This window comes from Halomonas sp. MCCC 1A13316, from assembly GCF_014931605.1.
Taxonomy (GTDB): domain Bacteria; phylum Pseudomonadota; class Gammaproteobacteria; order Pseudomonadales; family Halomonadaceae; genus Halomonas.
Genome location: NZ_CP053382.1, coordinates 2,757,161 through 2,781,870 on the forward strand (window position 1 = coordinate 2,757,161; position 24,710 = coordinate 2,781,870).

Below are 24,710 nucleotides of genomic sequence, written 5' to 3' on the forward strand. Positions count from 1 at the left end.
CAGATAGCTCGTCCCCCACCCTCATCTGAAGTATTAAAAACCTGATGATATCTGATTCAAACTTCACTCATCTTTTGTTTGTAACTAAATGTATGCATGTCGAGCCCCTGCTTAGGAAAATCAACTTGGGTATTCCCATTTACTTTCATATGCTTCGTAACATTGTTTAACAAAAGGGATTGCTCGCAGAGAATCATGTTGGTCTGGCAGCCATTCCTTTTCAAGTTATTTTAGATATCACTTGCAGAAAGGACTCGACATGTTGATGATTCTCTACCGTCTCTTTCGCTTGCCTCGCCATTACAAGCGAATGATACAAATTTTCATCGATGCCATTTTGCTGACCCTTAGCTTCGTCACGGCCATCTGGCTGCGCCTCGAGAACATTGAGCCGCTCCTTGACCATGGCGCCTGGGGCATGTGGTTGATCGTATTGCCGATAAGCCTTGCAATATTCGCGAGGCTGGGGTTCTACCGCGCTGTGATTCGCTACCTCAGCGTCAAGGCGATGAAAACGCTATTAATCGGGATTTCGGCCTCCGCAGCTCTGCTCGCCATCATCTCCAGCCTGTCCTCCATCCCCCTGCCACTATCAATCTGCCTGATCTATCCGATGCTGGCCTTGCTCAGCTTAGGCGGGGTGCGTTACCTACTACGCTCGCTCAATATGCACAGCATGATCCGCTACAAGGCCAGGGTCATCATCTACGGTGCCGGAGCAGCGGGCTCGCAACTGGTGAACACCCTTCGGCAGGGTTCTGAATATGCGCCGGTTGCCTTCGTCGACGATTGGCGGGGTATGCACGGTACCTTTGTCGAGGGACTACAGGTCTACAACCCCAAAATGCTGCCACGCCTGCTCAAGCACTACGGGGCCGAACGAATCCTGCTGGCCATGCCCAGCGCTCCACGCTCACGCAGACGGGAGATCCTATGTGTCCTGGAGCCCTTGTCCGTCCCCGTTCAGACCCTGCCGAGCATGGAAGAAATGATCGCCGGGCATACCCGCCTCAACGAAATTCGCGACGTTACCGTGGAAGACCTCCTGGGGCGCGACCCAGTGCCGCCGAATCAGGAGCTCTTGGATGCCAATGTACGGGGAAAGGTGGTCATGATCACTGGCGCAGGGGGGTCCATCGGTTCGGAACTGTGCCACCAGGTGCTCCAGCAGGCCCCCAGAGAACTGCTGCTCTATGAGCTCAGCGAGTTTGCGCTCTACACCATTGAGCGCGCCCTGCGACAGCGAATGCAGGAACAGGGGTTGAATGTGTCGGTGAGGGCACTGTTGGGCTCTGTGCAGGATCGGCAGCGCCTGGACACCGTGATGCGTACCTTCGGCGTGGAAACCATTTACCATGCCGCAGCCTACAAGCATGTTCCCATGGTAGAGCACAACGTGACCCAGGGGATCCTTAACAATGTCTTCGGCACCTTGGCCACGACTCAGGCAGCCGTGGCCTGCAAGGTGGAAACCTTCGTGCTGGTCTCGACCGACAAGGCGGTGCGCCCTACCAACGTGATGGGGACTACTAAGCGGATTGCCGAGTTGATCTGTCAGGCGCTGGCCGACCATCAGTCTCACACGCGCTTCAGCATGGTCCGCTTCGGAAACGTTCTTGGCTCCTCCGGCTCGGTGGTTCCGCTGTTCCGTGAGCAAATCGCCAGAGGGGGGCCCATTACCGTGACCCACCCAGAAGTGACACGCTACTTCATGACCATTCCCGAGGCCGCTCAGCTAGTGATTCAGGCGGGTGCGATGGGTAGCGGTGGCGACGTCTTCGTACTCGACATGGGCAAGCCGGTACGCATTGCCGACTTGGCAAAGGAGATGGTTCGGCTATCGGGGCTGGAAGTGCTGAGCGAGGAGAATCCCAAAGGTGACATCGAGATCCGTCATACGGGCCTGCGACCCGGCGAGAAGCTCTTCGAGGAGCTACTTATAGGAGAGAACGTGGCGCCTACGGACCATCCGCGCATCAGAACAGCCAGAGAACACTACTGGCCCTGGTCGCGCATGGAAGCTTATCTGGGGCAGCTATTGCAAGCTGTCGAATATCTTGAGCTCGAGAGGATTCGAGAACTACTGATTGCGGCCCCCACGGGTTATGTTCCTACGGATGAGATCGTCGACCAGGTGTGGCTAGGTCGGACACCCGCCCCTTCGAGGCAGCGCTCGCTGGATCTTCCCATGGAAATCGGGAGTCGCCGACCGGCAAAGGTGCCGGATTTGCAAGAGGCAGCACCCACCGCCTTCATATCCTCTCCCTCGATGAAGGGATGAGCAGCCGCTGCGTTCGAGCAGTGGTCGAGAGCAGCAAAGCCTGAGCCTGACGTCTGCGCTCTAGACGTAAAAGTTATATAGACGTAGAAGTTATAGAGATCAGTGAGAAGTGGTGGGAAGCTTTCAGTGCTCCCATACCAAAGCGGCAAGCCCCATGTACTCGTGGAGAGCACGCTCTGTCTTGCTCAATGCCTGGCTGGTGGGCAGCCAGTAAGCCAAGTTCCATGCCACTCCGGGGTTTACCAGTCGATGGGTTGGGGCCGCCACAGGATCGAGACCTACAGCCCGGAAGTGGGCCATGGCCCTGGGCATGTGAGAGGCGGAAGTAACCAACAATGGCCTGCTGCCTCGATCGAGCAGGTCACGTACTGCCCGGGCTTCGCTTGCGGTATCGGTGGGCCAATCGAGAACCACCAGCTCCACGGCAGATACGCCAAGCTCGGCGGCCGCTTGAGCATAAGCTTCTGCCACGGGAGGCATGCCCTCTCGCCGACTACCGCCGCTAACCACCAAGCGAGCCTGAGGAAAATCCTGCATCAGTTTCAATCCTTCGGTCAGCCGAAAGAGTGAACTTTCATTTAAACGCGACAAGCTTGAGCCCCCGCGCTCGGGCTGCCAACCTCCTCCCAGTACCACGATGGTTTCCACCCATGTTTCGTCACCCGATATCCGCAGCGGCGGGTAACGACTTTCGAGGGGTTCCAGTAACCTATCAGCCAAGGGGCTACAAGCCGCCAATAGAAGCATGACCGTAGCCAGCGCACCCAACCCGAACCCTCCTCGCCGTCGGCCGCTGAAAAATAGCAGCGCAGCGAGGCCAAGAAAAATAACGAAGAGAGGTAACGGCATCGCGTAGACGGCAATCAGTTCCTTCAAGTTGGAGAACATGGAGCTCCTGTAAACTCAGGGTGCAATACGATGCCAGTCAATCAACGGCGAGCGACATCACCTCGGACAGAACTCGGCAAGTGAGATCAAGCTCCGCCTCGGTTAGCGTAGGGTGACAAAGAAACATCAGGCTGGTTCTGCCCAACTCCCTCGCCACTGGAAGCCCCTCCGGCGGTTTCCAACCGGTTCCCTCAAAGGCCTTTTCCAGATAAATTTCAGAACAGGAACCGCTGTAGCATGGCACGCCGCGGGATACGATCTGATCGATGATGCGATCCCGGTCCCAACCCCCGGCTAGCGTCTCCGGTTCGACGAATACATAGCACTTGTAGGCAGCATGCTGAATGTACTCGGGAGGTGTCGGTACCCGCAACCCCGAGCACTCCTTGGCAGCCTCCCAGATGCGTTGTGCATGGTACCGGCGCTTCTCGGACCATTCCGTCAAGCGACGCAGCTGCAACCTTCCGATGGCCGCCTGCATCTCGGTGAGCCGCCAGTTCGTACCGAAGTGGTGATGCAGCCAACGAAACCCGGGGGGGTGCCGTTCCTGATAAACGGCATCCCAGCTCTTGCCATGATCCTTGTAGGACCACATGAGCCGCCATAGCTCCGGGTCGTTGGTCGTCACCATACCGCCCTCCCCACCTGTCGTCAGGATCTTGTCCTGACAGAAGGACCAGCAACCCACTTTCGCGATGGATCCGACAGCGTGGCCCCGATATCGAGCCCCGTGGGCTTGTGCGCAATCCTCGATCACAGTGATCCCGTTGCGCGCCAGTGCCAAGAGTCCGTCCATGTCGCAAGGCCACCCTGCCAGATGGACCGCGATTATAGCGCGCGTATGAGGTGTAATCTTGGCGGCAACTGTGGTGAGAGTGATGTTCTGGGAGTCACGGTCAATGTCGGCAAAGACCGGAGTCGCGCCCACCGCGACGATGCAGGAAGCAGACGCTATAAAAGTACGTGAGGTAACGATGACTTCGTCACCGGGGCCGATACCCAGTCCGCGCAGCGCCAGTTCCATGGCGACCGTACCATTGCAGACCGCGATGGCGTACTCACAGCCAGTTGCCATGGCAAATTCCTGCTCGAAAGCTCGCCCCTCCTCGCCGGTCCAGTAGTTGACCTTGTTCGAGAGGAGTACCTGCTCGACCGCTTTGGCTTCTTCAAAGGTGAAGGAGGGCCATGGGGAAAAGTGGGTATTCAACATAAGTAAAGCCCCTTCGGTTTATGAATGCCGGCAAAGCCGCTACTTGTTGTGCGACAGCAATACCTTGGCGTCGTAACGAAGCATCAAGAGATCCTGCTGCCATCGGTCGAAACTCTCGATCTCTTGTCCCAGGAGATATTCGCGAATCAGCCAATCGGGGTAATTGGCTCCGGCAGCATCGGCAAGAGGAAAGCCGCCTCCAAAACGCGGATTGATTTCGAACGCTTTGATGCTTTGGGTAACGGGCTGGTAGAAGAGCTGCACTGTGATGCAGCCGCGTGCGCCGTTCAACCGCTTGAGGCGCCTGGTGAGATACTCGTAAACGTACCCCCCGCGGGTTACTCCTTTGCTGACTTCACCGCCTCTAACCTCAAGGCGCTGCCTCGGTACGAGACAGCGCATTTCTCCATGCCGATCATAGTAAGCGTCGATGGTATACTCGTTGTAATCATTGCCGATTAACTCCATGAATATGTTTCGTTCGTCTTCAAGCATGGAACGACTGAGGCGATCCGGTCCGGAGACAAGGAAGGCACCCTTGCCACTGCTGCCATCGTAAGGCTTGCAGAAGCAAGGGAAAGACAGGTCGTGGCGCGGATAAACTTCAGGCGTATCGATCCCGATCGACTTGAACACCTTGGCAGTGAGTCGCTTGTCCCGGCAATGCGCTATTAACCTTGCATCTGAGATGACGGGTTGAGTCGCTTCTTCCAGAAATCGATCCTGGAACTGCGAAAGAGCCATTAGCTCGGTATCAATCGTAGGTATCAACAGCCCAACTTGCTTCTCTCGGCACAGCGCTAGCAAAGCGTCTATATAACCGGGATCGGACACTCGCGGTATGTCAAAGCAAGCATCAGCCACATGGCAAGCAGCAGAGTAACGAGATGCTGTATCGGCCGCGAATACCTTGGCCAGCGGCAGATGGAAGCTCAGCGACTTGCGGAAGGACTCCAGCAACTCGACCCGTCGCCCCGCAGATAGAAGAAGAACGTTGTGACGCATCATGGGTTTCTGTCCAATGAGCGAGCATTGCTGGAACCATTGAAACGTGGGGTGACCTCGTGGCTTCTGGGGGAGATACCTTCTCGAGCCAACACCTTGGTAACGGTCAGGAGTAGAATCTTGATGTCAAGCCACAGCGAATGATGCTCGACATACCAAACATCGAGGCGGAACTTCTCTTCCCAATTCAAATTGTTACGTCCGTTGACCTGAGCCCAGCCGGTTATGCCCGGCCGCACCTCGTGCCGACGGTACTGGGCAGGACTGTAGAGAGGAAGATACTCCATGAGCAGCGGACGGGGTCCGACAAGGCTCATCTCGCCCTTTAATACGTTCCAGAGTTCCGGCAGCTCGTCCAGACTCGTCGCCCGCAATTTCTTGCCAAAGCGTGTCAAACGCCTGTCCGAGGACAGTGATTCACCATCGTCATTGCGCGAATCAAGCATGGTGCGGAACTTGAATATCCGGAAAGGTCGACCCTGCAGCCCGGGACGCACTTGGCTGAATAGCACGGGTGTGCCGAGCTTGAGCCTAACCAAGGTGGCGATCGCAAGCATAAGCGGCGACAGAACGATCAACAGGACCGTGGCAACACTGATATCGAAGAGACGCTTGAGCATGAAATTCCCATCTCCTTGAGCATAATGGCATTGACCTTGCGTACATCATATTTACGAAGTGCATGCTCGCGAGAGCGCTTCCCCATGGTGGCGATGAGCTGCGGTGACTCAATGAAGGCACGCATGGCGTTCGCCAGCTCAGGGGCAGCCCGGGGAGGCACTAGATAGCCGTTCTCCTGGTCGACGACCGTCTCGCGACAACCGGGAGTGTCCGTGGTAATGATGGGACGCCCCATTGACAGAGCCTCGAGAATCGTTCTGGGAATTCCCTCGCGATAGAAGGAAGGCAGAACGAAGACACTAGCGTTGCTCAGGGCATCGCGCACATCATCCAGCTTGCCCAAATAGTCGATGACGCCATCCTGGACCCAACGGTCGAGTTCCTGAGCGGTGATGGAGTTTGGGTTACTATCGAGATCGCCGACCAGCGTGAAAACGACCTCTGGATATTTAGTCTTGAGGTTATAGGCCGCCTTGGCGTATTCGCGAACCCCCTTGTCGATCAATAGTCGCGCAATCAGTAGAAATACGACTTTCCGTGGGTAGGCGCACGGCATGTAGTGATCGATATCAACACCGGAGCCGTTGACTACCACCGAAGGAACAGATTCGTTGATTATATTCCGATCGCGAAATAGGGCCTGATCGTCAGGATTCTGAAAAAAAACCTTATTGGAAAAACGCAGCGAATGCCGATAGAGTTTGGCTGCAATACTTCCAATAAAGCGTGTTTTAGCAGTTTGCCCATAGCTGGAGAAGCAATACCCCAAACCCGTAATCAGTGCAAAACGCCTCGGGCAACGTATCAGCACAGCAGCAAAAGTACCAAAAATCACAGGTTTTATCGTATATCCCATTACGTAGTCGGGCTTGATGACCCACATGAGGCGCACCAGCTCTACCAGAGTACGGATATCGTGGAAAGGATTAATTCCAGTACGACTGATATAGACATCATGTGCCTTAGCCCCTATTTGTTCCAGCTTCGTATGCGTCAGGACGTCTTTGCTTAGATCCGGTGCGGCAGCATGTACTTCTAGCCCACTTGCTATAAGATCCTTGATGAGCGGGCCGCGAAAATTAATCAGTGATCCTGACGCGCCGGCAACGATGAGAAATTTCATATTATTTTCTCGCCTCCATACAGTCTGACCACAAGTCATCGAAAGCAGTGACCATTCGGTCGATAGTGAAATGCGTCCTTATATGCTCCACCGATGACTGGCGACGCTGAGCCCACAACGAAGGGGAAGTTTCGCGCTCTTTTATTGCTTCATAGATGGCATCGGCAAGCTGCTTGGAATCACGAGGAGGGACAACCCATCCCCACTTATCGATAATCACTGATGTATCCCCAACGTCCGTGCCGACACAAGGGGTTCCACATGCCATGGCCTCGGCAATCACGTTAGGAAAAGCCTCGCCAAATGAACTCGAGAGAATATGAAGATCGAGAACGTTCATAACTGCCGGGATATCCGACCGCAACCCCAGCAATTTAACATCTTGCTGAAGTCCAAGCTCCTCAATGCATATGGAGAGCATTCTATTGTCAGCATCGAGGTCGGCCCCTACCAGCAGGCAGAGAAAGCCCACACCGCGCGATTTGAGATCTGCCAAAGCTCTCAGTAGATTTTCATGGTCCTTCTGTGCATTGAAGCGACCAACCATTCCCAAAATAGGTAAAAGCTGTTCGCTATCACAAAGGAATTTTTGACGCTCATTCTTATCCTCAACATAGGGATAAAAATCAGAAAGATCGTAACCGTTGGGAATCACGACCAACTTGTCGGATCGATATCCAAGTGATTCATGTACTCGCGCCGCTTTGTGTGCACAGCAGACGATTCTGGTGGGCACCAAGCCGGACAACGAAGCGCACAGTCGCGCGATCAACATTGATGACCGTGAACTCTTACCGGGTTCAAGTGCGGTATGTCGAATGCCCCAACAGACATGACGGACCCCGGCGAGACGAGCGCAAAGACCGCCAATTAGATCTGGGTGGTACATCCATGTCTGGACAATATCCGGGCGATACGATCTTAAAAGTCTCCAGAGAGCCAAGAACCCCTTGAATAGGCCACCCTGCCGGGTGAAACCCAGCGTCTCCACAACAATGCCTTGGTCAATTAACCTTACCTCTAATTCCCCACCACCGATCATTGCAACGATAGTATGCTTGTTATTCGTGTCGTTCATGCATAGGCGGCACAGAGCCGACTGAGCTCCACCAGGGTATAGACTAGTAATAATGTGCATGATATGCATGACAGGAAAACCACCCTCAGAGGTAAATAACAGTTTTATTTTTCTAAATAGCGGGATCAAGCTCCCACAACCTCCCCAACCATTTATCATAAATAATAGAGGAAAATTTACCTCTTCCTGAGGCATGGGCAAAAGTTATTTCACCGAAATAAATATTGCCGTCAATATTGTAAAGATCAATCCTGGCATGTGAAAAAGGAAGCGCCAGCAACTTCGCAATTTCAAGCATCCTGTCATATCTTGGCGGGCGAACAATACTGGTTCTAAGGCAAGGCTGCTTCCAAGAAAAAGGTAGCCAATCTAACGACTCGTTAAAAAAGGAGCGATGCAACATCTTATGGCGATCGTAATCCATTTGGAGTATTACAGTCTGCCTGCCTCCATCACGACCATTAAAAACATGAAATTTATAATCACAAGGATCAGAACCATCCATCATGTGCAACTTGCGCTCAACAAGAACCTTTGGTTTTACATGACTGTACCAAGGTTCCTGCTTTACCTTACCGTAGTCTTCATTAAGTTGATCTTTGATGTTTTGACAAACAACCTGGATGGCTTCTTCGCTATCACCTGGGTCAAGAAACTGAACGGGCCCGGAGTTATGGTTAGCCTTAACAACCAAAGAACCGTAATTTTCCATTAGCTGCTTTGCTTGTGCGGGCGTAATCATGTCACCAACAAAAACACTGTCAATGATATGTTCATGCCCAATTTTTTCCGCCACATACTTTTTAACAGCAACTTTATCAGAACATGTAACAAACAAAGAGTTCTTCCAGTACAATTTGCGGTAGTTTACTTTTTGGTTATACGTAATAGGTTTGCTGAACTGAGGATAATAACCAGCACGTAGCATGAAGGCAGCCCTTTCACGAAGACCAACGGGAACCAAGCGATATATTTTTTTCATGACACACTCTCCGTCCCAAAAGGAAGCAGGATCCATACTAGCGAGATGACAAATGGCGCTTGTGAAGAGATACAAGGACATCAAATGGCAACAAAGAAATCAGAAACCATTTACAGCAATAGATCAAATCAACATCCCAGTAAAAAGACCTACACAGCTCAGAAACTTCTATGTTAGTGCTAACCTTTTTATTTTCAAGCCAAGCATACTTCACCATTCTATTCACATACTTTTTCAAAGCCTTGGATTGACATTCATCGATATAAGGCTCCAAATCGCTCACCATTTCATGAAACAAGCGCATAGAAGGGACACTGTTTCGGGAAACGAAAGAGGCTTGACGATAGGAGATAGAGGCAACATGAGGGGACCAAACCATGAGCTTCATTCTTGCTATTAGCATTACCCAGGTATAAAGGTCTCCTGAGCGCTCGGCACGACCCTCCGGAAAAATGGAATTGCGGTAGAGTGCCTCCCGCTTTATGAGTATCGAATTTGTCCCCATCGCCCTCAACCCTTTACAAGCGAACTCAAGGTAGTCAGATAAGTAAAGTATCTGAGGGCCTTGAGAAATAAACTGCTTCGCAAAGGGATCCAGCTTCATCGCCCCGTCCATATCACTCATCCGGGCGGCACTGATAAGGGAAATTTCCGGAAACTCGTTAGCAATTCGCATCGATTGAGCGAGGTGCTCAGGAAACCAAGCGTCATCGGCATCGAGAAAAGCAATCCAGCTCCCTCGGGCTTCGCGTATGCCATAGTTACGAGCGGCATATCCTCCAGGGCCGGGCTGCGAACGGTGAAGCACACGAATTCTGGAATCCTTGAATTCTTCCACCTTCTCCATGCTGCTATCTGTAGAAGCATCATCGACGACGATTATTTCAAACTCCGTGTATGTCTGATCTAATGCTGACATAATAGATCGTGAAACATAATTTTCTTTATTGTATACAGGAACCACAATGGAAATTATGGGACGCATGACTCTCTCCCTTTGTGCATGCGAGAACGTAATCGCTAAATCATTGTGCGTAATCGGAGGCTGTTTTATTACAATTAGACTGCAAAGAAGAGTATCTGTAACAGAGCCCAACCCCAATAATCAACCACATAAGCCTTGCAGAATACCCTTTGAAAATAAAGGGCTCCTTGTACTCAGCAATAAACATAATAATCATGAATACGATCCAGAAACTTTTGTAATGCGTTACGCTATAGACACTTTTGCCAAGGAAGGCTACAAAAAAGTAGAATGCGATAGCCACAGGAATTCCCAAAGCAGTGAACATTCGCATATAGCCGAGGTCCACACTTCTCTGTAAACTAAAGTCACCGCTATGCACACCAACTCCGAACAGCAACTTAGGCCATTCGTTAGGGATATTTACCATCCTGGCCAAAGCCGCAGTGGTTCCTTCTTGCTGAACGCCTTCTATACCTTGATATAAGAAACTTATAGAATATGAAAGAACGTTTTCCGGAAAGAGAAAGGCAAAGACTGGCGGGACAGCCATGACGATACCAGCAATAGTGATATAGAGAAGGAAACGACGAAAAGACAGCTTTTCCTTTGAAAATACAAAATTCAGTACATGAAATAATGTGATTCCGATGATTGCCACCACTATCCCTGTACGCCCAATAAACAAGAGAGAAGTAAAAATGGTTACCGAAGCTGTAACAAAATAAAGAAAGCCTATTTTTTTCTTGACATAAAGCGCCTGAAGAAGTATCAAAACCGTGCCATGAAACAGTGATAGATTTGCCGCCCCGCCAGAAGCCATACCTCGGAGACGAAATTCTCTCGTAAGATAATCAATATTAGAATTCTCCGGTTGATAAAGCATCGATTCAATGAAATGCCTAAACGGCGGGAAGTTATACTCTATAAGAATGATCATAGAATTTACGAACACAATAAAAACCACAAGCTTGAAGCACAAAGTTAAGACTTGGTCCATGTCCAGTGACTTTATCATTAGTGATAAAGCCAGCACATATCCTAGCAAAATATAAAGAGCAACCTGTATCATGTATGTCAAGAAGGTCGTAGCAAAAACCTCAGTATAAAAAATGAAAACCGTCAAGTTATATAAACAAAAGAGACAAAGCCCAATAAAAGTTACTAACAAGGGAACTTGCTGCACTGCCTTGAGAGAAATGGCTGGATGAGCACCCAGTAACAGTGCAATCGACAGCATCCCGCCGTGAAGCACAGCAACTCGAAGATCGAAATATGGGCTCAGTAGGTAGAGATACAGAAATAGAGTCATCCAGCAGATATGCGCAGAGCTGATACCATGTATATAACGGAGCCCACCGCGAATACTATCAACATCTGCTGTCTTGGTCGTATACTTCACGGCATTCCACCTTAAACATAGATGTAGAAGATAAGATCCCAAAGCCTGGTGTTTGCCCACCAAGCTTTGGCGGGCATTGTTATTTATATGAATAACTGTAATAGCCGTAGCCATAGCTAAGGGCTGCCGTTTTCTCGATTGCGTTTAGAATGCACCCCTGCACATGCACGCCTGTATTAGCCAACCTGCGTGACGCAACTCTCACTTCCCTTATCGGATTGACGCCAAAGCGAGCAACGAGAAGAGACGTTCCGGCAACCTTGCCTATGATCGACGCATCGGTGACCGCCAAAACAGGAGGAGTATCAATGAGCACAATGTCATACTCCTGCCCGACCTTGCCAATCGCTTCAGCGAAGCTATGGCGCATCAGAAGTTCCGATGGGTTAGGCGGCGCGACACCACGGGTCATGTAATGCAGTCCGGGCACGTCCGAGCGCCTGATCGCCTGCTCGACAGTCAGCTTGCTGGCGAGTACTTCCGAGAGACCATTCTCTGACTTGTCGTTAAAGGTAAAGTGCAAATTCCCCTTGCGCATATCCGCATCAATGACCAAGACTTTCTGTCCTGCTTGAGCACAAACAAACGCTAGATTAATGGTAACAAAGCTCTTGCCTATACCAGGACTGGGACCCGTAATCATAATTGCATTATTGAGCGCATCCATCATGGCAAAGTGTAGACTGGTACGAAGACCACGTATAGCCTCAACGGCCATGTCCGTCGGGTACAACTTGGCAAGAAAACTCCCAATTGCATGTTGGCTTGCTTTGTTATTACGATATTTGACACGTTTTACCAGCTTCATCTGGTCTGCCGAACGGGGAACCGTCGCATAGACAGGAAGTCCGATATCTTCCAACTGCTCAGCACTCTCCACACCTTTGCTTAAAAAGCCGCGCAGCAAAACAAAGCTTACAGTCAGCAAGAACCCAACGAGAAGTGAAATTATTACGATTAAGCTGGACTTAGGCTTAATGGGATTTGACCGCGTCATGGCGAAATCAATGATTCTTACATTACCAACTGTTGCAGCTTTGGCAATGTTGAGCTCTTGCATGCGGTTCAAGAGCTGGACATATATTTGTTGAGTGACTTCGACATCACGGTTCATGCGCAGGATCTGCTGCTGGGTTTCCGGCAGGTTGCTGGTACGCTGTTCCATGTTGGCACGTTCGCGCTGAAGCTGAGCCCTTTTCTCAAGCAAAGCAGCATAGACAGGATGGTTTGGAGTGAATCTACGTGACAATTCAGCTTCCTGCATTTCAAGATCGTTCAAGCGACTCTCAATGTCCACCATGCCGGCAAGCATGTTGCGTGTTTCTTCGGTGAGATCCACGCTTTCCTGCTCCATTCTATAAGTATTAAGCCGATTCTCAGCCTCAACCAATTGCTCGCGCACTGTAGGCAGTTGTTCATCCAGGAACACAAGACTGTTTTCTGCTTCAGCTGCCTGCCTGGCAATATTTTGGGCCAAGTATACTTCTGAAATTGCATTCAACGAGCTCTTCACTTCATCCTTGTCGGGCCCTGTCAGAATAAGCTGTAAAACACCTGTGTCGCGTTCACCCTTCTGAGTAACGACAAAACGGTTTCTGAGATAGTCGATAGTGGCTTGCTGGCTTCGCTTTCGCAGTGCGAACTGAGCTCCAATCGGCGCTTGTATTTCGCTTATGTATATTTCAAGCCAAGGGTTGCTTGATTCGGAGCGCTCCCCTGAACGACCAAACAGCAATTCCTCGCCTTCAGGACCAAGAACTCGATACCCTCCCTCAGCAACTTCAAGTGTTAACGGCTTGTTCTCCAGCTCGGGAGCTACGCTTAATGATTCTACATAGACATGCTCACCGCCCCAAATTTCCGGTCTACCCTGCGCGAAATCGGGGCGAGGTATGTCGTAGCGGATAATCGCATTACCAATAAATGGAAATACGACAGGAGTCACACTGATATCCAATTTCTGCCTATTGGCAGCCTGCCCGACAATAAGTCGTGATTGGAGGATTTCCATCTGGGCACCGGTAATTGGCTCCTCTTGCAGTAGCATCGCAGCAATTTCATCTGCACCCGTTCTAGGCCCTGTCTTTTCAACCTGAACAAGTGCGTCACCTTGATAAATAGGTGTGGCCAACAACGAATATACAGCCCCCACAAATCCGAACAGCAAGGTCAAGATTATAATTTTCCATTTATTATCTAACAGCATGCCCAGCGTGCGCCCTAGGTCAACGTTCTCATCCCCAGGTATGCTGACGGCCGGCGCCACACCAGATCCGGTATTGAGAACCGGGCTATTTGAATTCAAGCTATTCATCGTCAGCCATCCCTCTGAATACGCGCATCAATAGCGACTTGGATAGAATCTCAACAAGGGCGGGCACAACAGCTTTTCGTACTTATCGAAATGTGCCCGCCATAGACAAGAGCTTCGCTGTTTTAGAGATCGCCAATTTCATTGGAGGTTGACGCCACATTACCGGGCAAGGATATGGACGGCAAAAGTAAGCTAATGACGTTATTCCAGCGCGCCAGCGGAGCCGAGGTTACGTAAACGACATCATGTGGTTCGAGAGGGAAATAGGAACCCATATTAAGAGCGACGGCATTGGAAATATCGAGCTGATATACCGTCGCCATTTTGTTGCTTCCGGCAGGATTACCACGAATAACAAAAATACCCGAAGGTTCAGCTCTAGACTCAACAACCCCACCCGCGCGGCCGAGTGCGTCGGTCAGGCTCATACGCTCCCTGCCCGTCGTGATATTACCTGGATTTCTTACTTGGCCCATTACCGATATATTTTGGTTTTCAGAAGAAGCGATATGAAGTAGGTCGCCTGGTTGCAGAAGCGAATTATGTGCCAAGTTTCCTCTTTTCAGCATTTCGTAAAGAGAGATAGTTCTCTCCTGACCGTTCCGACTCAAAACGATATTGTGCCAGTTTGCATTCTCCGTTGCTCCGCCAGCAGCACTGATTGCATCCAGTATTGTCATCGGAACATTTGTGATAGGCTGTGCTCCAGGTGTATTGACCTCGCCGCTGACGTAAACTTTTTTGGAGTTAAAAGCAGCCACCCTGACCTCAACTTGAGGCTCGGTTACGTAAGTTGAAAGACGGCTGGTAATCATTTGTCGAATTTCACTAACAGTGCGGCCTTCGACTTTCAAATTTCCTACGTAGGGGTAGTAGATAGTTCCATCGGAGTGAACTATATTACCAGACTCCTCCGCACTACGCTCCCCACCCGCCGGGATGGTAAGTTCGGGGTGTTCATAGACAACTATATTCAGGACGTCACCAGGGCCAACGCGATATTCATAATTTTCAATTTCACTCGTTAACTCCGTAGTGACGCCTTGAGCTTTGCTTGTATCGCTATCTATGCGATACTCCGCAATCAATTCGGGAGTAATCGTAACGATATCTATTTGTTCATCCAATGAAACTTCCTGCGCTTCATAGTCGATGTGACCTCCAGGCGCAAGGGCGCACCCACCTGCCATGCCCAGTGGCAGCAATGCAACAACGAAGCAGGCACCACGTGAAAATTTGTTCATTGTCTTCTCCCTTGCTTTCATGTCATTTCGTGTGCTCATGGCAGTTTCCCCTAACTTGCATCCCCCTGATAGCAAACATTCTCTAGGGCGCTGCATAGAGATCGAGCCCTTTTCCTAGTTTCCTTTCTGTCTGCTAGCTGAGAGCTTGAGTACTTCAGTTATTCATCCAGAAGTTACAGGAATACAATAACCATTACACAAGATTACAAAAAATACGAACCGGAAAGAGCATGGATTTCTTCATCCGTCCAGGTTGAGTCGGGACATGATGGAATGTCAGTACCCAACAGGCTGAAAAAACTAAGCGATTGATATTTCGATTTTTTTACTACGGCGTGAATTACGCCTGGGTTAATGTGCTATCCGCTCCCAGCAGTTTCACGCTTGGAGCCATGGTAGGTATGAAAAAATTAAGCCATTCAACCTTTTAGGCTTAGAAACGGTTCACCGTCTGGATGGTGACTTTCCTTTTCTTTAGCTTTACTTCCAGACGTTTCGTTCATCTTTCGCCTGTCCTTATCGCAAGCGTATGCTTTATTCTCTCGACAACAAAATTTGTGGCTGCGCTCGTGATATGTTGACTATCGCTGTAGTAAGACCATATATCACTGCTGAGTATACAGTTGGGGGAGCAGAAAATTTTGTGTGGCTCCAAAATGGTAACGCCATTAATATTCTCGAAATCAAGGAAAAAGTTACTTGCTAAACTTATACTTGCAGCATTATCTATCTCAAGCGACCTCAACCCGTGCAGGTAGGACTCCTTGGTAAGTCGTATAGAAGGTTGCAAGCTCGTAGCCCCAGAGACCCTTGGATGGGCTCCGATAATGATTACTTCATCTGCATACTGTAAGAAATGCTCTACTGTCTGGTTTATAAAAGCTGTCCATCTATCATAACTTCTTTTACCGTCAGGAAAATTGGTGACTGAGTCTTGGTATAACTCCCAGGACTGGGAAATTACGACATAATTATAGTTTTTCTGTGAACTATATAAGCTTGATCTTAAATCATTGCAGGATATATCTGCGTATTTATCATTAAACTCTACTCCTTTCAGAAGCACACAACCGCCTCGCGTTACTGTATCCACCTCGTCTGACCCAAGCCCTATAGCGATACTAAATGGTAAAACGTAATGCTGCAATACTGAGTCACCAACGAATAAAATCTCTCCGTGTTCAGTATTGCTTATATTAAAGCCGCGCTCGTAATTATCATGAAAAGTGGATGAATGAAATTCGGTAACTTCCAATGCAAATTGATTCAAGTACTTGAATCGCTCCGGTAGGCCGTTGGTTTTAGCAACGATAAAACCAATGGCAGCCAAGACTGGGATGAAAAGACATAGCCCTATTATGGTCGCCGAAGAACTAATTGAGCTTGATCGTGCAATGTTTCTAATCGGTTTCTCTATATAATGATAGGTTGGCATAGCCAAAAGAGACGATAGGCTAGCTATAGTTATAAACATAACATAGGACGGCATGTCCAATTCGAAGTAACGAGCGAAAGAAACAAATGGCTGATGATACAAATATAATGGGTAAGATATTAGTCCTATTAAAACCAACATCCCGTGAGACAGCATTTTAGTGACAAGCCCTCTGTTCGGAAAAGCGATGATGAGCGCAACGCCAATGCAAGGTAGTAGTGCGTTATAACCTGGAAAAGCAGTATTTTTATCATAAAGCAAGACGGGCGCAACCATAAGCGACAATCCCAAATAACTTAGATATCTTTTGTAGTTCTCTTTTACTTTATCCTTATGGTATTTTGCCAACAAAAGAGCCGTAAGAGATCCAATCAATAGTTCGTTTGCCCGATATTGAAGTAAGAAATATGCTTTGCTATTACCGTCATTAGTTGCCGAAATAACCATTGAAGTTGTTATAACCAAGACAATTCCCGTCAAAGGTATAACTGCGCCATCTGAAATCCTAAAAGCTACCAGCAACAAAGTGGGCCACACAAGATAAAATTGTTCTTCGACACCAAGCGACCATAAATGCATTAAAGGCTGGTAAGCTGAGCCTTCAGCGAAATAATTGACTCCTTGGGCAAACAAAATATTTGCTGTACCAAGTGAAGAAAAAAATATTTCCTTCCCAAGTTTGTCGAACGACTTGGTTGTATAGAAATAGAACCCGAAAGCAAAAACCAGGAGCAAAGTAATAATAAAGGCAGGAAGAAGTCTAGCGGCTCTTCTTTTATAAAATCCAACATAGCTAAACTCCTTTTCCTTAACCTCCCTATAAATCATGTTGGTTATAATAAAGCCACTAATCACAAAAAAAACATCCACCCCGACATATCCGCCAGAAGTAAAATCCAGTCCCGAGTGAAAAGCAATCACCGAAAGTACTGCTAGAGCTCTTAAACCGTCTATGTCTTTTCTATATGCCATGATTTACGGTTTTTTCCAATGAATTTTCAATCGTTTTTTGAGCTCATTACAGCAGTGATGATTACTAAGGAAAGATAATCTATTTCAATACTTCATGATCTACAAAGAGCAAATAAATACGACTAATTAAATTAGAGCTCAAGTGCTCAATTTATCTCGAAGTGGAGTGGAGAGAGTTAATGCCCCCTGTTTTGTTTTTATCACACAACTTCAATCTTTTAACACATCAAGATTTGCTTAAGTAATTTCTTCCAATATCGTCCACCCCATCTGACCTGTTAATCAAACTCATGAAATTATTACCTATCATCCCAGTGACCTGATGAGAGGTAACGATAGCGTTGCGACCGTCGCCATCGTTACCTTGGACATCTACTTGCTTGGACCAGAGAAGGCGAATATTTCCCCCTTGCAGATAATTGTCCTTAATCTTTACGATGCGGGTAAACTTGTCTGCATTCCCCTGGTAGGCATCCGTTATCGCCGATCTAGATGTTTTGAACTGATTTCCTATGATCCATAAGCCCGTCGACATCTCGCTGTCACGGCTTACGTGAAATCCGCCATATACACACCCGCGTTCAACTTGGGCTGCTGTGTTATGTAGCACGTGAATACCTCGGTGTCGGTCGATCCAATACGCGTTCCTTGTCTTTATTGCACTATTGCCTAGGAGCTGAGTGTCATAGGCCGAAGCGAGACGAAAGCCATGCAAGACCTGGCCGTCCGTATGATTACCCATAATCAGAATGTTCTGAGCCCCTCCTTCACAGCCTATCCCGACTTGACCACGCAGAGCACGACATTGACGTATAATGCCGCGGTGAGTCGAATTCCAGAAGTCACTATGTATGTCATTGGTGAAGCGGCCAATGCCATAACCGGTAACGAAGATTCCGTAGCTCGATGCATCCTCAGTTCTAACTCGTTCAATCAAAAAGTCTGACATTCCTTCAAGACGAATCAGTGGGCCATTGTCCGTTGCGTGCTTGTCAGCGCCAATCATGCAGAAGTCTGATAGAAAGATACCGTGTGGATGAAGGCTCTCACCAACGTCCAAGTGCATGGCAACATAATCATCCTGACGCCAGTCTTCTGCCCTGGCTTCAAGAATGGTCCTTTCCATGCCCTGCCCTCTGAGACGAGTACCGTCATGCAAGCGCAGTTTGCGGTAAAGAAACCAGTGACCCGCCTCGATGATACCCACAATGCCATCGGTGGCGATGTTATCCAGGAAAGTCTGTAGCTGCTGCTGGTCACGGATGGGATCGCCCGAAGGCGCTATGTCCATTTCGCTGGTGGTCATGCTGTCTGGTCGACACTTTCTTTTTCGAGACATACCGCCTGTGTCATTGACTGTAGCTCGCATGCCAGCTGTCGAGGTAGCTTGAGAAGTGCTGGTGGAAACGTTTCCAACCGATCCAAGTGACATAATCCGGCCTCCTTCCAGTATGTTCAGCTATGTGCCGCCATACGCTGAAATATTTCATTGCGGCTGGACAACTCACTATAGCTCCCCGAATCAATCATCCTCCCCTCTTTCATGAGATAGATTCGGTTGCACTGACGAACCGTTGCAAGTCGATGCGCAATCATTATAATGGTCTTCTTCCCCATGATATCGTGGATGGCTTCCATGATAAGTTTTTCTGTAATTCCATCCAGAGCACTAGTTGCTTCATCTAGAATAAGTACTTTAGCATCGTGATACAGTGCGCGGGCAATACCAATGCGTTGGCGCTGCCCGCCTGAAAGTTGAACCCCCCTTTCACCTACGCAAGTATCTAGCCCATTGGGAAGCTCTTCGAGGAGCTCGTGGAGGTTTGCCATACCGGCAGCACGGTCTAATTTTTCTTCGTCAATTTTTCCAGGCTCTACGCCAAAAGCAATGTTCTCTCGGATACTGGTATCCGCAAGAAAGATGCTTTGTGGCACGAACCCAAGTGTATTCTGCCATTGCCGCTTATTGTGTGTTTCGATACGAACGCCGTCGATGCTGATTTCGCCCTGATCCGGATCGATGAGCCCAAGTAATATATCAATGATCGTAGATTTTCCCGATCCCGAGGCGCCTACTATTCCAATCATGCGATTGGCCGGGACTTCCATGCTAACACCGTTAAGTGCGAATTCCCGTGCACCGGGATAACTGAATACAATATTATCCAGTCGAATAACGTCTTGGGGCGTGATATTACCGACCATATCATTTCTCACCGCCAAGCTCCGTTCCTTCTCCCTTGGTTCAGAACTATTATAAAGGTCGTCTCTCACCGCTTCGAAGGAAGCAAGATTACCGCGTATCTGCGATAAGCTGGAGTACACCTTCTGCAGCGCTGGCAACAACTTGAAGCCGGCCATTGCATATATTGAAAGTATTGGCAAAATAGCTCCTAGATTGCCGTTGTGTGTAGCTAGTAAGTACAGAACCAGAAAAATCACACTGGAAAAGGCGACGAGCTCCATTGCGTAGCGTGGCACCTGACTGATGGCCTGGTTGCTGCCTGCCGCTTTTGCAAATTGCATGCTGGGCTTCTCAAACCGATCGATGAAGGTCTTTTGGTGGCCCAACAGCAGCGCGTCTTTGATACCGCCAAAACCCTCCGCCATCAGTTTGAAGCGCTGTGATTGGGTTTCGGAAATTGCCTTGCCGTTTTTGGTGAGCCGCCGGCGCACTGTGACGAAAAGAAGATAGTAGGAAGCCACAAAGATCGAGATTCCGATTAATGCCACCATGGGGTCATAGATAAAAATCACTATGCTCATTAAAAATGCCATAACAAGCTTCGCATTCATGTGCAGCAAAGGATTAATGACAAAATTCGTCATCCGCAAGGTTTCTTGAGAAATCTGCTTAGTAAGGTGACTGCTACTGGTAGTGGCGTGATATAACCAGGGTTGGAACATGTAGTATCGATAAAGCCTATTTCCCAATTCTGCGCCTACTTTTGCGCCGTATAGCGACAAACGCCAAACCGTATACATTGATATGAAGGTGGCTGCTGCCAGCACCATTAATACCATGATGCCCAGCCAGAAAAGAAAATCGCTAGGAGTTTTAATACCACTCATACGATACAGCGTCGAGGCAATACCTTGAGATTCTTCCAGTATTGTCATGTCACCTACCAACGCCATGAAAGGGCCAATCGACATGACGCCTGCTATTTCAGCAAAGGACATTACGATGATAAGGCCTTGCAGCTTCAAAAGTTTTATACGCTGCTCCCTGGTCAGCAGAACGTAAAGATCTTTTAATTTCCTTAGCATGTTATATTCCTTATGTCGATCGCAACGAGATCGATTAAACTCAAGAAGCGAGCATATTCATGGCCACAACCTATCTTCTTCCCTTATGCATAACGAGCAGTAGATTTATATTGAGCGCGCATATCCCTGCTGATAAGTCCCACCGCATGCTATTCTTGTTTTATCTTCCGTATCGGCAGGATCCGACTCGGGAAAGGAAACGCTAACGCTTGAATAATCGTACGTGCTATTCACATGGTCCACTTTGGGTTTATAGCCAAAGCTTTGAGCCAACCCGAGCGTAATGACCCATGCTTTGTAAATCTTTTTTCTTGCAAGCATCTTTAAAACCAGAAACATATTATTAAATAAAATCGATATTGTTCTGCGCCTTGTTTTATAAATCTTGGAAATGTACAAATTATTTCTTATAAAATTTTTATAATAGCCGATTCGCGTAGGATTGGACTCGGCGACGATACTAATCGTCCCACCGCCATGCCGTAAATGAACTACGTGACTATTACCGACTAGATATCCTGGCTGCTCTTGGGTGATTCTCAAGGTGAACTCGGCATCTTCCCCCCAGATATACATCGACGAAATGGGAAGGCCGTATTTTTCCAACGTCGATCGAGGCACCAAGATCGAGACGAATGTACCACTTCCGATCGCCACCAACCCATGTTTCAATTGTTCAGGCCAATCGAAATACCCTGCCCCATTTCTCGCATTACTCACTTGTGGCGTATTGCACACTTGGCCAAGTTCGGTATAGGCAGTTGAAAGAAGGTAGCTTTTTTTCATACCCTTATTGGCTAAAAATTCATCGGCCTGCAGCAATTTTTCCAAGGCCTCCGAATCCGGGATGACATCATCGTCCATCATCCATATATGGTCCGCTCCGTTATCGTAGGCCAATCGGAATCCAGCATTGAAGCCACCTGCCGCGCCCACATTTTTCTTCATGGTATAAACTTTTATGTCCGGATACTTACCACATGTCAGATACTCCAACGTTCCATCGGTGCTTGCGTTATTGATCACCAGAACCATATCACACGGACGGGTCTGAGAGTGAACCGCCTTGAGACAGCGTTTGAGAAGTTCCTTTCGATTGTACGTAAGGATAACGCCGATCACCTTGTTTTCCATGGTATTCTCCCTGCGTCAGCGTTTTAATATATTTTGGCTTAATAAAGTCGAGAGGAGCGCTCGCTAATTAATGGCCAACTGGCATCCTTGTCAGAGATCACCGAAGCTGGCATAGGCCATTCGATGCCGAGGGCTACGTCATCGTAGCGTAGCCCATCTTCAGATGACGGTGTATAGGGTGCTGTCACTAGATAACTGACTTCCACGTCATCCTCCAGTGTCATGAAGGAGTGGGCAAATCCCTTGGGTACTAAAAGTTGCAGCCTGTTTCTGCTGGTGAGTTCGAACATCTGATGCTGCATGTAGGTAGGCGAGTCCTGCCGAATATCGACGATGACGTCAACGATGGCACCGCGGATGCAACGAATCAGTTTATCCTCTCCATCAGGGGCCTTCTGAAAGTGTAGGCCGCGAAGTGTGCCGCGCTGGGCCGAGAAGGAGGTATTTTGTTGAACGAAATCGTTTTTAATTCCTATCGTGGCGAATTCCTCTCTGCACATGGTTCTTGCAAAGAAGCCTCTGTCATCACCTCGAGGTTCAAGCTCCACCAAGTAGGCATCCTTGAGATCTGTCTGGATGAACTGCATATTTAACCCCCTATTCCTCGATTTTCTCAAAGAAAACGTCTTCCTGCGCCCGATACAGCCGGTCAACCAGGCGTCCCTCAGGAAACCGGACATCATCGAAAGTCAGAGGCACATCCTTTGCGACGCGCTTTTTCACGACGCAACCGAGCGCCAGACCAACGGGTAAAAGCCTCTCTCTGCGGATGACCTCAATGTTCTCGGCAACGCCGTATACTTCGAAGCCGCCAAATTCACGAATGATTGCCCCCTCTTCGAGGTCTTTCTTGGCCATGGCTACGACACCGACAACCGGGGCTCCGCGAGGGGTTAACACAGGGTCGTTGAACAACACGGCTCGTGCGACCGAGGTCGGCACTTCAAAATGACAAAGATGATAGGGGGTATAGAAGCAGTAATAGGGCCCCTTTCCCAGTTTGTAGAGTTCAAGATAGTGCTGCTTTCGCGGATCGGACACAGTGCCGATGACGAAGACGCCAGGGCCTGGCCGGGCTCCCACCACGTAGTCGACGAGTCCGGGTCCTGAAGCATCCAGATAAGGCTCGAAGCTGGATAGCGTTTCCTCGATGGGCACGAGTGGTGAGCTGGGGTCGCCGTTCGAGAAATCGGGACCGAGCATGCCGCGGCGGGCGACTTGCATTCCCGTGCCATTCGCCACAATCGCCTGCTCGAACGAGATCTTCGTACCGTCAGCGAAAGAAGCCACCATGGCGGGCTTCTGACCCCATCGCTCCGCAAATGCGCGCTGCGTTTCGGGGTTCCGGTAAGGATCATGCAATCCCTTGATGTTGCCGCTCAGTACAGGTTTGATCCCCAAACCTTCAGCGAACCGAAGCAGGTTCATCTGTACACCCGGTTGGTCACCATCCGAAAAAGTATAGATCAGCCCAGCCTGTTCCGCTTTGCGCTTCAGGATGGGACCGATCGTTCCATCGAGCTCAGCATTCATCTGGATGACGTGTTTGCCACTGGAGATGGCCGTCAATATTGCCTCTGCCGCATATTCGATAGAACCCGTAACCTCAACGATGGCATCCAGACCGTCAGACGCGGCCATAGCGCTGGCATCTTCCGTAACCACGGGCACCCCCCTGGCGATTGCCGATTCGATCTCCGCTGTCGTATCGCATCGCTCTGGGGCAATCCCTACCTGCTCAAACACCGAGATGGCCGATTCGACATGGCGATTGGCGATGGCGCAAAGGGTCATGCCAGGTGTTGCGGTCATGATCTGTAAGCCGATGCCTTTACCCTGGAAACCCGCTCCGACCATGCCCACACGAATCGGTTTATTGTCCGCTTCCCGCTTGGCTAATGCCGTATCTACGATCATCATCGTTCTTTGCTTCCCAGCTGGTAGAAACAATTTGAAAGCTCTGCTCAATCTTTCCAAACTTTCCATGGCGGCGTATCGGCCCATGCCGCCTCGAGCACCATCTTGTCACGTAGCGAGTCCATACTTTGCCAGTAGCCCTGATGATGGTAATAACCCAACTTGCCCATCTGCACCATGCGCTCCATGGGCTCGTTCTCCCACGTCGTACGATCGTTATCGATCAGGTCAAGTACCTCGGGCTCGCAGACGAAGAAACCGCCGTTGATCAAACCTCCGTCGACGGCTCCCTTTTCACGAAAAGCCATGACGTGATTGCTACTCTCATCCAGCCTGAGTGCACCATAGCGTCCCGGCTGGGTGACTGCCGTCAGCGTGCACCAACAACCTGATTGCTTGTGGCTTTCGATAAGTTGTCCGATATCCACATCGCTTACACCGTCTCCATACGTCAAGCAGAAGGTCTCATTCTCGATGAGATGCTTAGCTCGCTTTATCCTTCCTCCCGTTAGTGATTCCGAGCCTGTGTCGAGGACCGTCACATTCCAGTCCTCGCTAACACCGTTCAGCCACTCGACACGCCCCGTTTTCAGATCGATGGTGTAATCTGTCTGTCTGCCGCGATAATTGAGGAAATAATTACGAATGTAGTCGACCTTGTAACCGCCCAGTATTACGAAATCCTTCAATCCATAATGAGAATAGATTTTCATGATGTGCCAAAGTATGGGTCGCTCTCCCACTTCCACCATTGGCTTGGGCCGGATAGATGTTTCCTCACTCAGGCGAGTTCCGAAGCCACCAGCAAGAATCACAACTTTCATAATAATTCTCCCTTTAAAATCTTATTTTTTATCGTTTAAGTAAAAG

Annotated in this window: 19 protein-coding genes; 1 reads left to right on the forward strand and 18 read right to left on the reverse strand. The window is 49.2% G+C overall.

Annotated features, from left to right (window positions below):
• Positions 1 to 259: 259 nt before the first annotated feature.
• Positions 260 to 2,281: a polysaccharide biosynthesis protein gene (locus HNO52_RS12740; protein ID WP_197565661.1), complete on the forward strand. Its 2,022-nt coding sequence runs from the start codon at positions 260 to 262 to the stop codon at positions 2,279 to 2,281.
• A 123-nt stretch (positions 2,282 to 2,404) separates the two neighbouring features.
• Here HNO52_RS12740 and HNO52_RS12745 read toward each other — a convergent pair whose 3' ends face one another.
• The 18 genes from HNO52_RS12745 to rfbF all read right to left on the reverse strand — a co-directional run bounded on the left by HNO52_RS12745 (position 2,405) and on the right by rfbF (position 24,664).
• Positions 2,405 to 3,169 carry an ElyC/SanA/YdcF family protein gene (locus HNO52_RS12745; RefSeq protein WP_332107636.1) on the reverse strand — a complete coding sequence of 255 codons (765 nt, stop codon included), beginning with the start codon at positions 3,167 to 3,169 and terminating at the stop codon, positions 2,405 to 2,407.
• Between the two features lie 37 nt (positions 3,170 to 3,206).
• A complete protein-coding gene (locus HNO52_RS12750; RefSeq protein ID WP_197565663.1) occupies positions 3,207 to 4,379 on the reverse strand; it encodes a DegT/DnrJ/EryC1/StrS family aminotransferase in 1,173 nt (390 codons plus the stop codon).
• 39 nt (positions 4,380 to 4,418) lie between these two features.
• The gene (locus HNO52_RS12755; RefSeq protein WP_197565664.1) at positions 4,419 to 5,387 is read right to left on the reverse strand and encodes an ATP-grasp domain-containing protein; all 969 of its coding nucleotides are present in this window, start codon (positions 5,385 to 5,387) and stop codon (positions 4,419 to 4,421) included.
• Positions 5,384 to 6,004 (reverse strand): sugar transferase, encoded by a 621-nt coding sequence (locus HNO52_RS12760; protein ID WP_197565665.1) that lies wholly within the window; start codon positions 6,002 to 6,004, stop codon positions 5,384 to 5,386. The genes HNO52_RS12755 and HNO52_RS12760 overlap by 4 nt, the downstream gene beginning before the upstream one ends.
• Positions 5,959 to 7,128 carry a glycosyltransferase family 4 protein gene (locus HNO52_RS12765; RefSeq protein ID WP_197565666.1) on the reverse strand — a complete coding sequence of 390 codons (1,170 nt, stop codon included), beginning with the start codon at positions 7,126 to 7,128 and terminating at the stop codon, positions 5,959 to 5,961. Before HNO52_RS12765 ends, HNO52_RS12760 begins: the two co-directional genes overlap by 46 nt.
• 1 nt (position 7,129) lies before the next feature.
• Positions 7,130 to 8,206, reverse strand: a complete 1,077-nt coding sequence (locus tag HNO52_RS12770) for a glycosyltransferase (protein WP_197565667.1) — start codon at positions 8,204 to 8,206, stop codon at positions 7,130 to 7,132.
• A 112-nt stretch (positions 8,207 to 8,318) separates the two neighbouring features.
• Positions 8,319 to 9,188, reverse strand: coding sequence for an ATP-grasp fold amidoligase family protein (locus HNO52_RS12775; protein WP_197565668.1), 870 nt, complete (start codon positions 9,186 to 9,188; stop codon positions 8,319 to 8,321).
• 37 nt (positions 9,189 to 9,225) lie between these two features.
• Positions 9,226 to 10,173 (reverse strand): glycosyltransferase family 2 protein, encoded by a 948-nt coding sequence (locus HNO52_RS12780; protein WP_197565669.1) that lies wholly within the window; start codon positions 10,171 to 10,173, stop codon positions 9,226 to 9,228.
• 40 nt (positions 10,174 to 10,213) lie between these two features.
• Entirely contained in the window at positions 10,214 to 11,554 is a 1,341-nt protein-coding gene (locus HNO52_RS12785) for a hypothetical protein (protein ID WP_197565670.1), read from the reverse strand.
• Positions 11,555 to 11,633: 79 nt separating this feature from the next.
• Positions 11,634 to 13,868 (reverse strand): polysaccharide biosynthesis tyrosine autokinase, encoded by a 2,235-nt coding sequence (locus tag HNO52_RS12790; RefSeq protein WP_197565671.1) that lies wholly within the window; start codon positions 13,866 to 13,868, stop codon positions 11,634 to 11,636.
• A gap of 122 nt (positions 13,869 to 13,990) precedes the next feature.
• Complete coding sequence (locus tag HNO52_RS12795; protein ID WP_197569226.1) at positions 13,991 to 15,112, reverse strand: polysaccharide export protein; 1,122 nt, start codon at positions 15,110 to 15,112, stop codon at positions 13,991 to 13,993.
• 499 nt (positions 15,113 to 15,611) lie between these two features.
• On the reverse strand, positions 15,612 to 17,519 hold the full coding sequence (locus HNO52_RS12800) for an acyltransferase family protein (protein ID WP_197565672.1): 1,908 nt from the start codon (positions 17,517 to 17,519) through the stop codon (positions 15,612 to 15,614).
• A gap of 226 nt (positions 17,520 to 17,745) precedes the next feature.
• Positions 17,746 to 18,825 (reverse strand): right-handed parallel beta-helix repeat-containing protein, encoded by a 1,080-nt coding sequence (locus HNO52_RS12805; protein WP_197565673.1) that lies wholly within the window; start codon positions 18,823 to 18,825, stop codon positions 17,746 to 17,748.
• A gap of 149 nt (positions 18,826 to 18,974) precedes the next feature.
• Complete coding sequence (locus HNO52_RS12810) at positions 18,975 to 20,789, reverse strand: ABC transporter ATP-binding protein (protein ID WP_197565674.1); 1,815 nt, start codon at positions 20,787 to 20,789, stop codon at positions 18,975 to 18,977.
• 105 nt (positions 20,790 to 20,894) lie between these two features.
• Positions 20,895 to 21,923: a glycosyltransferase family 2 protein gene (locus tag HNO52_RS12815; protein WP_197565675.1), complete on the reverse strand. Its 1,029-nt coding sequence runs from the start codon at positions 21,921 to 21,923 to the stop codon at positions 20,895 to 20,897.
• A gap of 38 nt (positions 21,924 to 21,961) precedes the next feature.
• A complete protein-coding gene (gene rfbC / locus HNO52_RS12820) occupies positions 21,962 to 22,510 on the reverse strand; it encodes a dTDP-4-dehydrorhamnose 3,5-epimerase (RefSeq protein WP_197565676.1) in 549 nt (182 codons plus the stop codon).
• Between the two features lie 10 nt (positions 22,511 to 22,520).
• Positions 22,521 to 23,843 carry an NAD(P)H-dependent oxidoreductase gene (locus HNO52_RS12825; RefSeq protein ID WP_197565677.1) on the reverse strand — a complete coding sequence of 441 codons (1,323 nt, stop codon included), beginning with the start codon at positions 23,841 to 23,843 and terminating at the stop codon, positions 22,521 to 22,523.
• Positions 23,844 to 23,887: 44 nt separating this feature from the next.
• Positions 23,888 to 24,664, reverse strand: a complete 777-nt coding sequence (rfbF, locus tag HNO52_RS12830; RefSeq protein ID WP_197565678.1) for a glucose-1-phosphate cytidylyltransferase — start codon at positions 24,662 to 24,664, stop codon at positions 23,888 to 23,890.
• Positions 24,665 to 24,710 lie beyond the last annotated feature (46 nt).

Bases quoted from the DNA above. Each gene is read 5' to 3' on its own strand.
- HNO52_RS12740 (WP_197565661.1), top strand. From the start codon at position 260: ATGTTGATGATTCTCTACCGTCTCTTTCGCTTGCCTCGCCATTACAAG.
- HNO52_RS12745 (WP_332107636.1), bottom strand. From the start codon at position 3,169: ATGTTCTCCAACTTGAAGGAACTGATTGCCGTCTACGCGATGCCGTTA.
- HNO52_RS12750 (WP_197565663.1), bottom strand. From the start codon at position 4,379: ATGTTGAATACCCACTTTTCCCCATGGCCCTCCTTCACCTTTGAAGAA.
- HNO52_RS12755 (WP_197565664.1), bottom strand. From the start codon at position 5,387: ATGATGCGTCACAACGTTCTTCTTCTATCTGCGGGGCGACGGGTCGAG.
- HNO52_RS12760 (WP_197565665.1), bottom strand. From the start codon at position 6,004: ATGCTCAAGCGTCTCTTCGATATCAGTGTTGCCACGGTCCTGTTGATC.
- HNO52_RS12765 (WP_197565666.1), bottom strand. From the start codon at position 7,128: ATGAAATTTCTCATCGTTGCCGGCGCGTCAGGATCACTGATTAATTTT.
- HNO52_RS12770 (WP_197565667.1), bottom strand. From the start codon at position 8,206: ATGAACGACACGAATAACAAGCATACTATCGTTGCAATGATCGGTGGT.
- HNO52_RS12775 (WP_197565668.1), bottom strand. From the start codon at position 9,188: ATGAAAAAAATATATCGCTTGGTTCCCGTTGGTCTTCGTGAAAGGGCT.
- HNO52_RS12780 (WP_197565669.1), bottom strand. From the start codon at position 10,173: ATGCGTCCCATAATTTCCATTGTGGTTCCTGTATACAATAAAGAAAAT.
- HNO52_RS12790 (WP_197565671.1), bottom strand. From the start codon at position 13,868: ATGAATAGCTTGAATTCAAATAGCCCGGTTCTCAATACCGGATCTGGT.
- HNO52_RS12795 (WP_197569226.1), bottom strand. From the start codon at position 15,112: ATGAACAAATTTTCACGTGGTGCCTGCTTCGTTGTTGCATTGCTGCCA.
- HNO52_RS12800 (WP_197565672.1), bottom strand. From the start codon at position 17,519: ATGGCATATAGAAAAGACATAGACGGTTTAAGAGCTCTAGCAGTACTT.
- HNO52_RS12805 (WP_197565673.1), bottom strand. From the start codon at position 18,825: ATGACCACCAGCGAAATGGACATAGCGCCTTCGGGCGATCCCATCCGT.
- HNO52_RS12810 (WP_197565674.1), bottom strand. From the start codon at position 20,789: ATGCTAAGGAAATTAAAAGATCTTTACGTTCTGCTGACCAGGGAGCAG.
- HNO52_RS12815 (WP_197565675.1), bottom strand. From the start codon at position 21,923: ATGGAAAACAAGGTGATCGGCGTTATCCTTACGTACAATCGAAAGGAA.
- rfbC (WP_197565676.1), bottom strand. From the start codon at position 22,510: ATGCAGTTCATCCAGACAGATCTCAAGGATGCCTACTTGGTGGAGCTT.
- HNO52_RS12825 (WP_197565677.1), bottom strand. From the start codon at position 23,843: ATGATGATCGTAGATACGGCATTAGCCAAGCGGGAAGCGGACAATAAA.
- rfbF (WP_197565678.1), bottom strand. From the start codon at position 24,664: ATGAAAGTTGTGATTCTTGCTGGTGGCTTCGGAACTCGCCTGAGTGAG.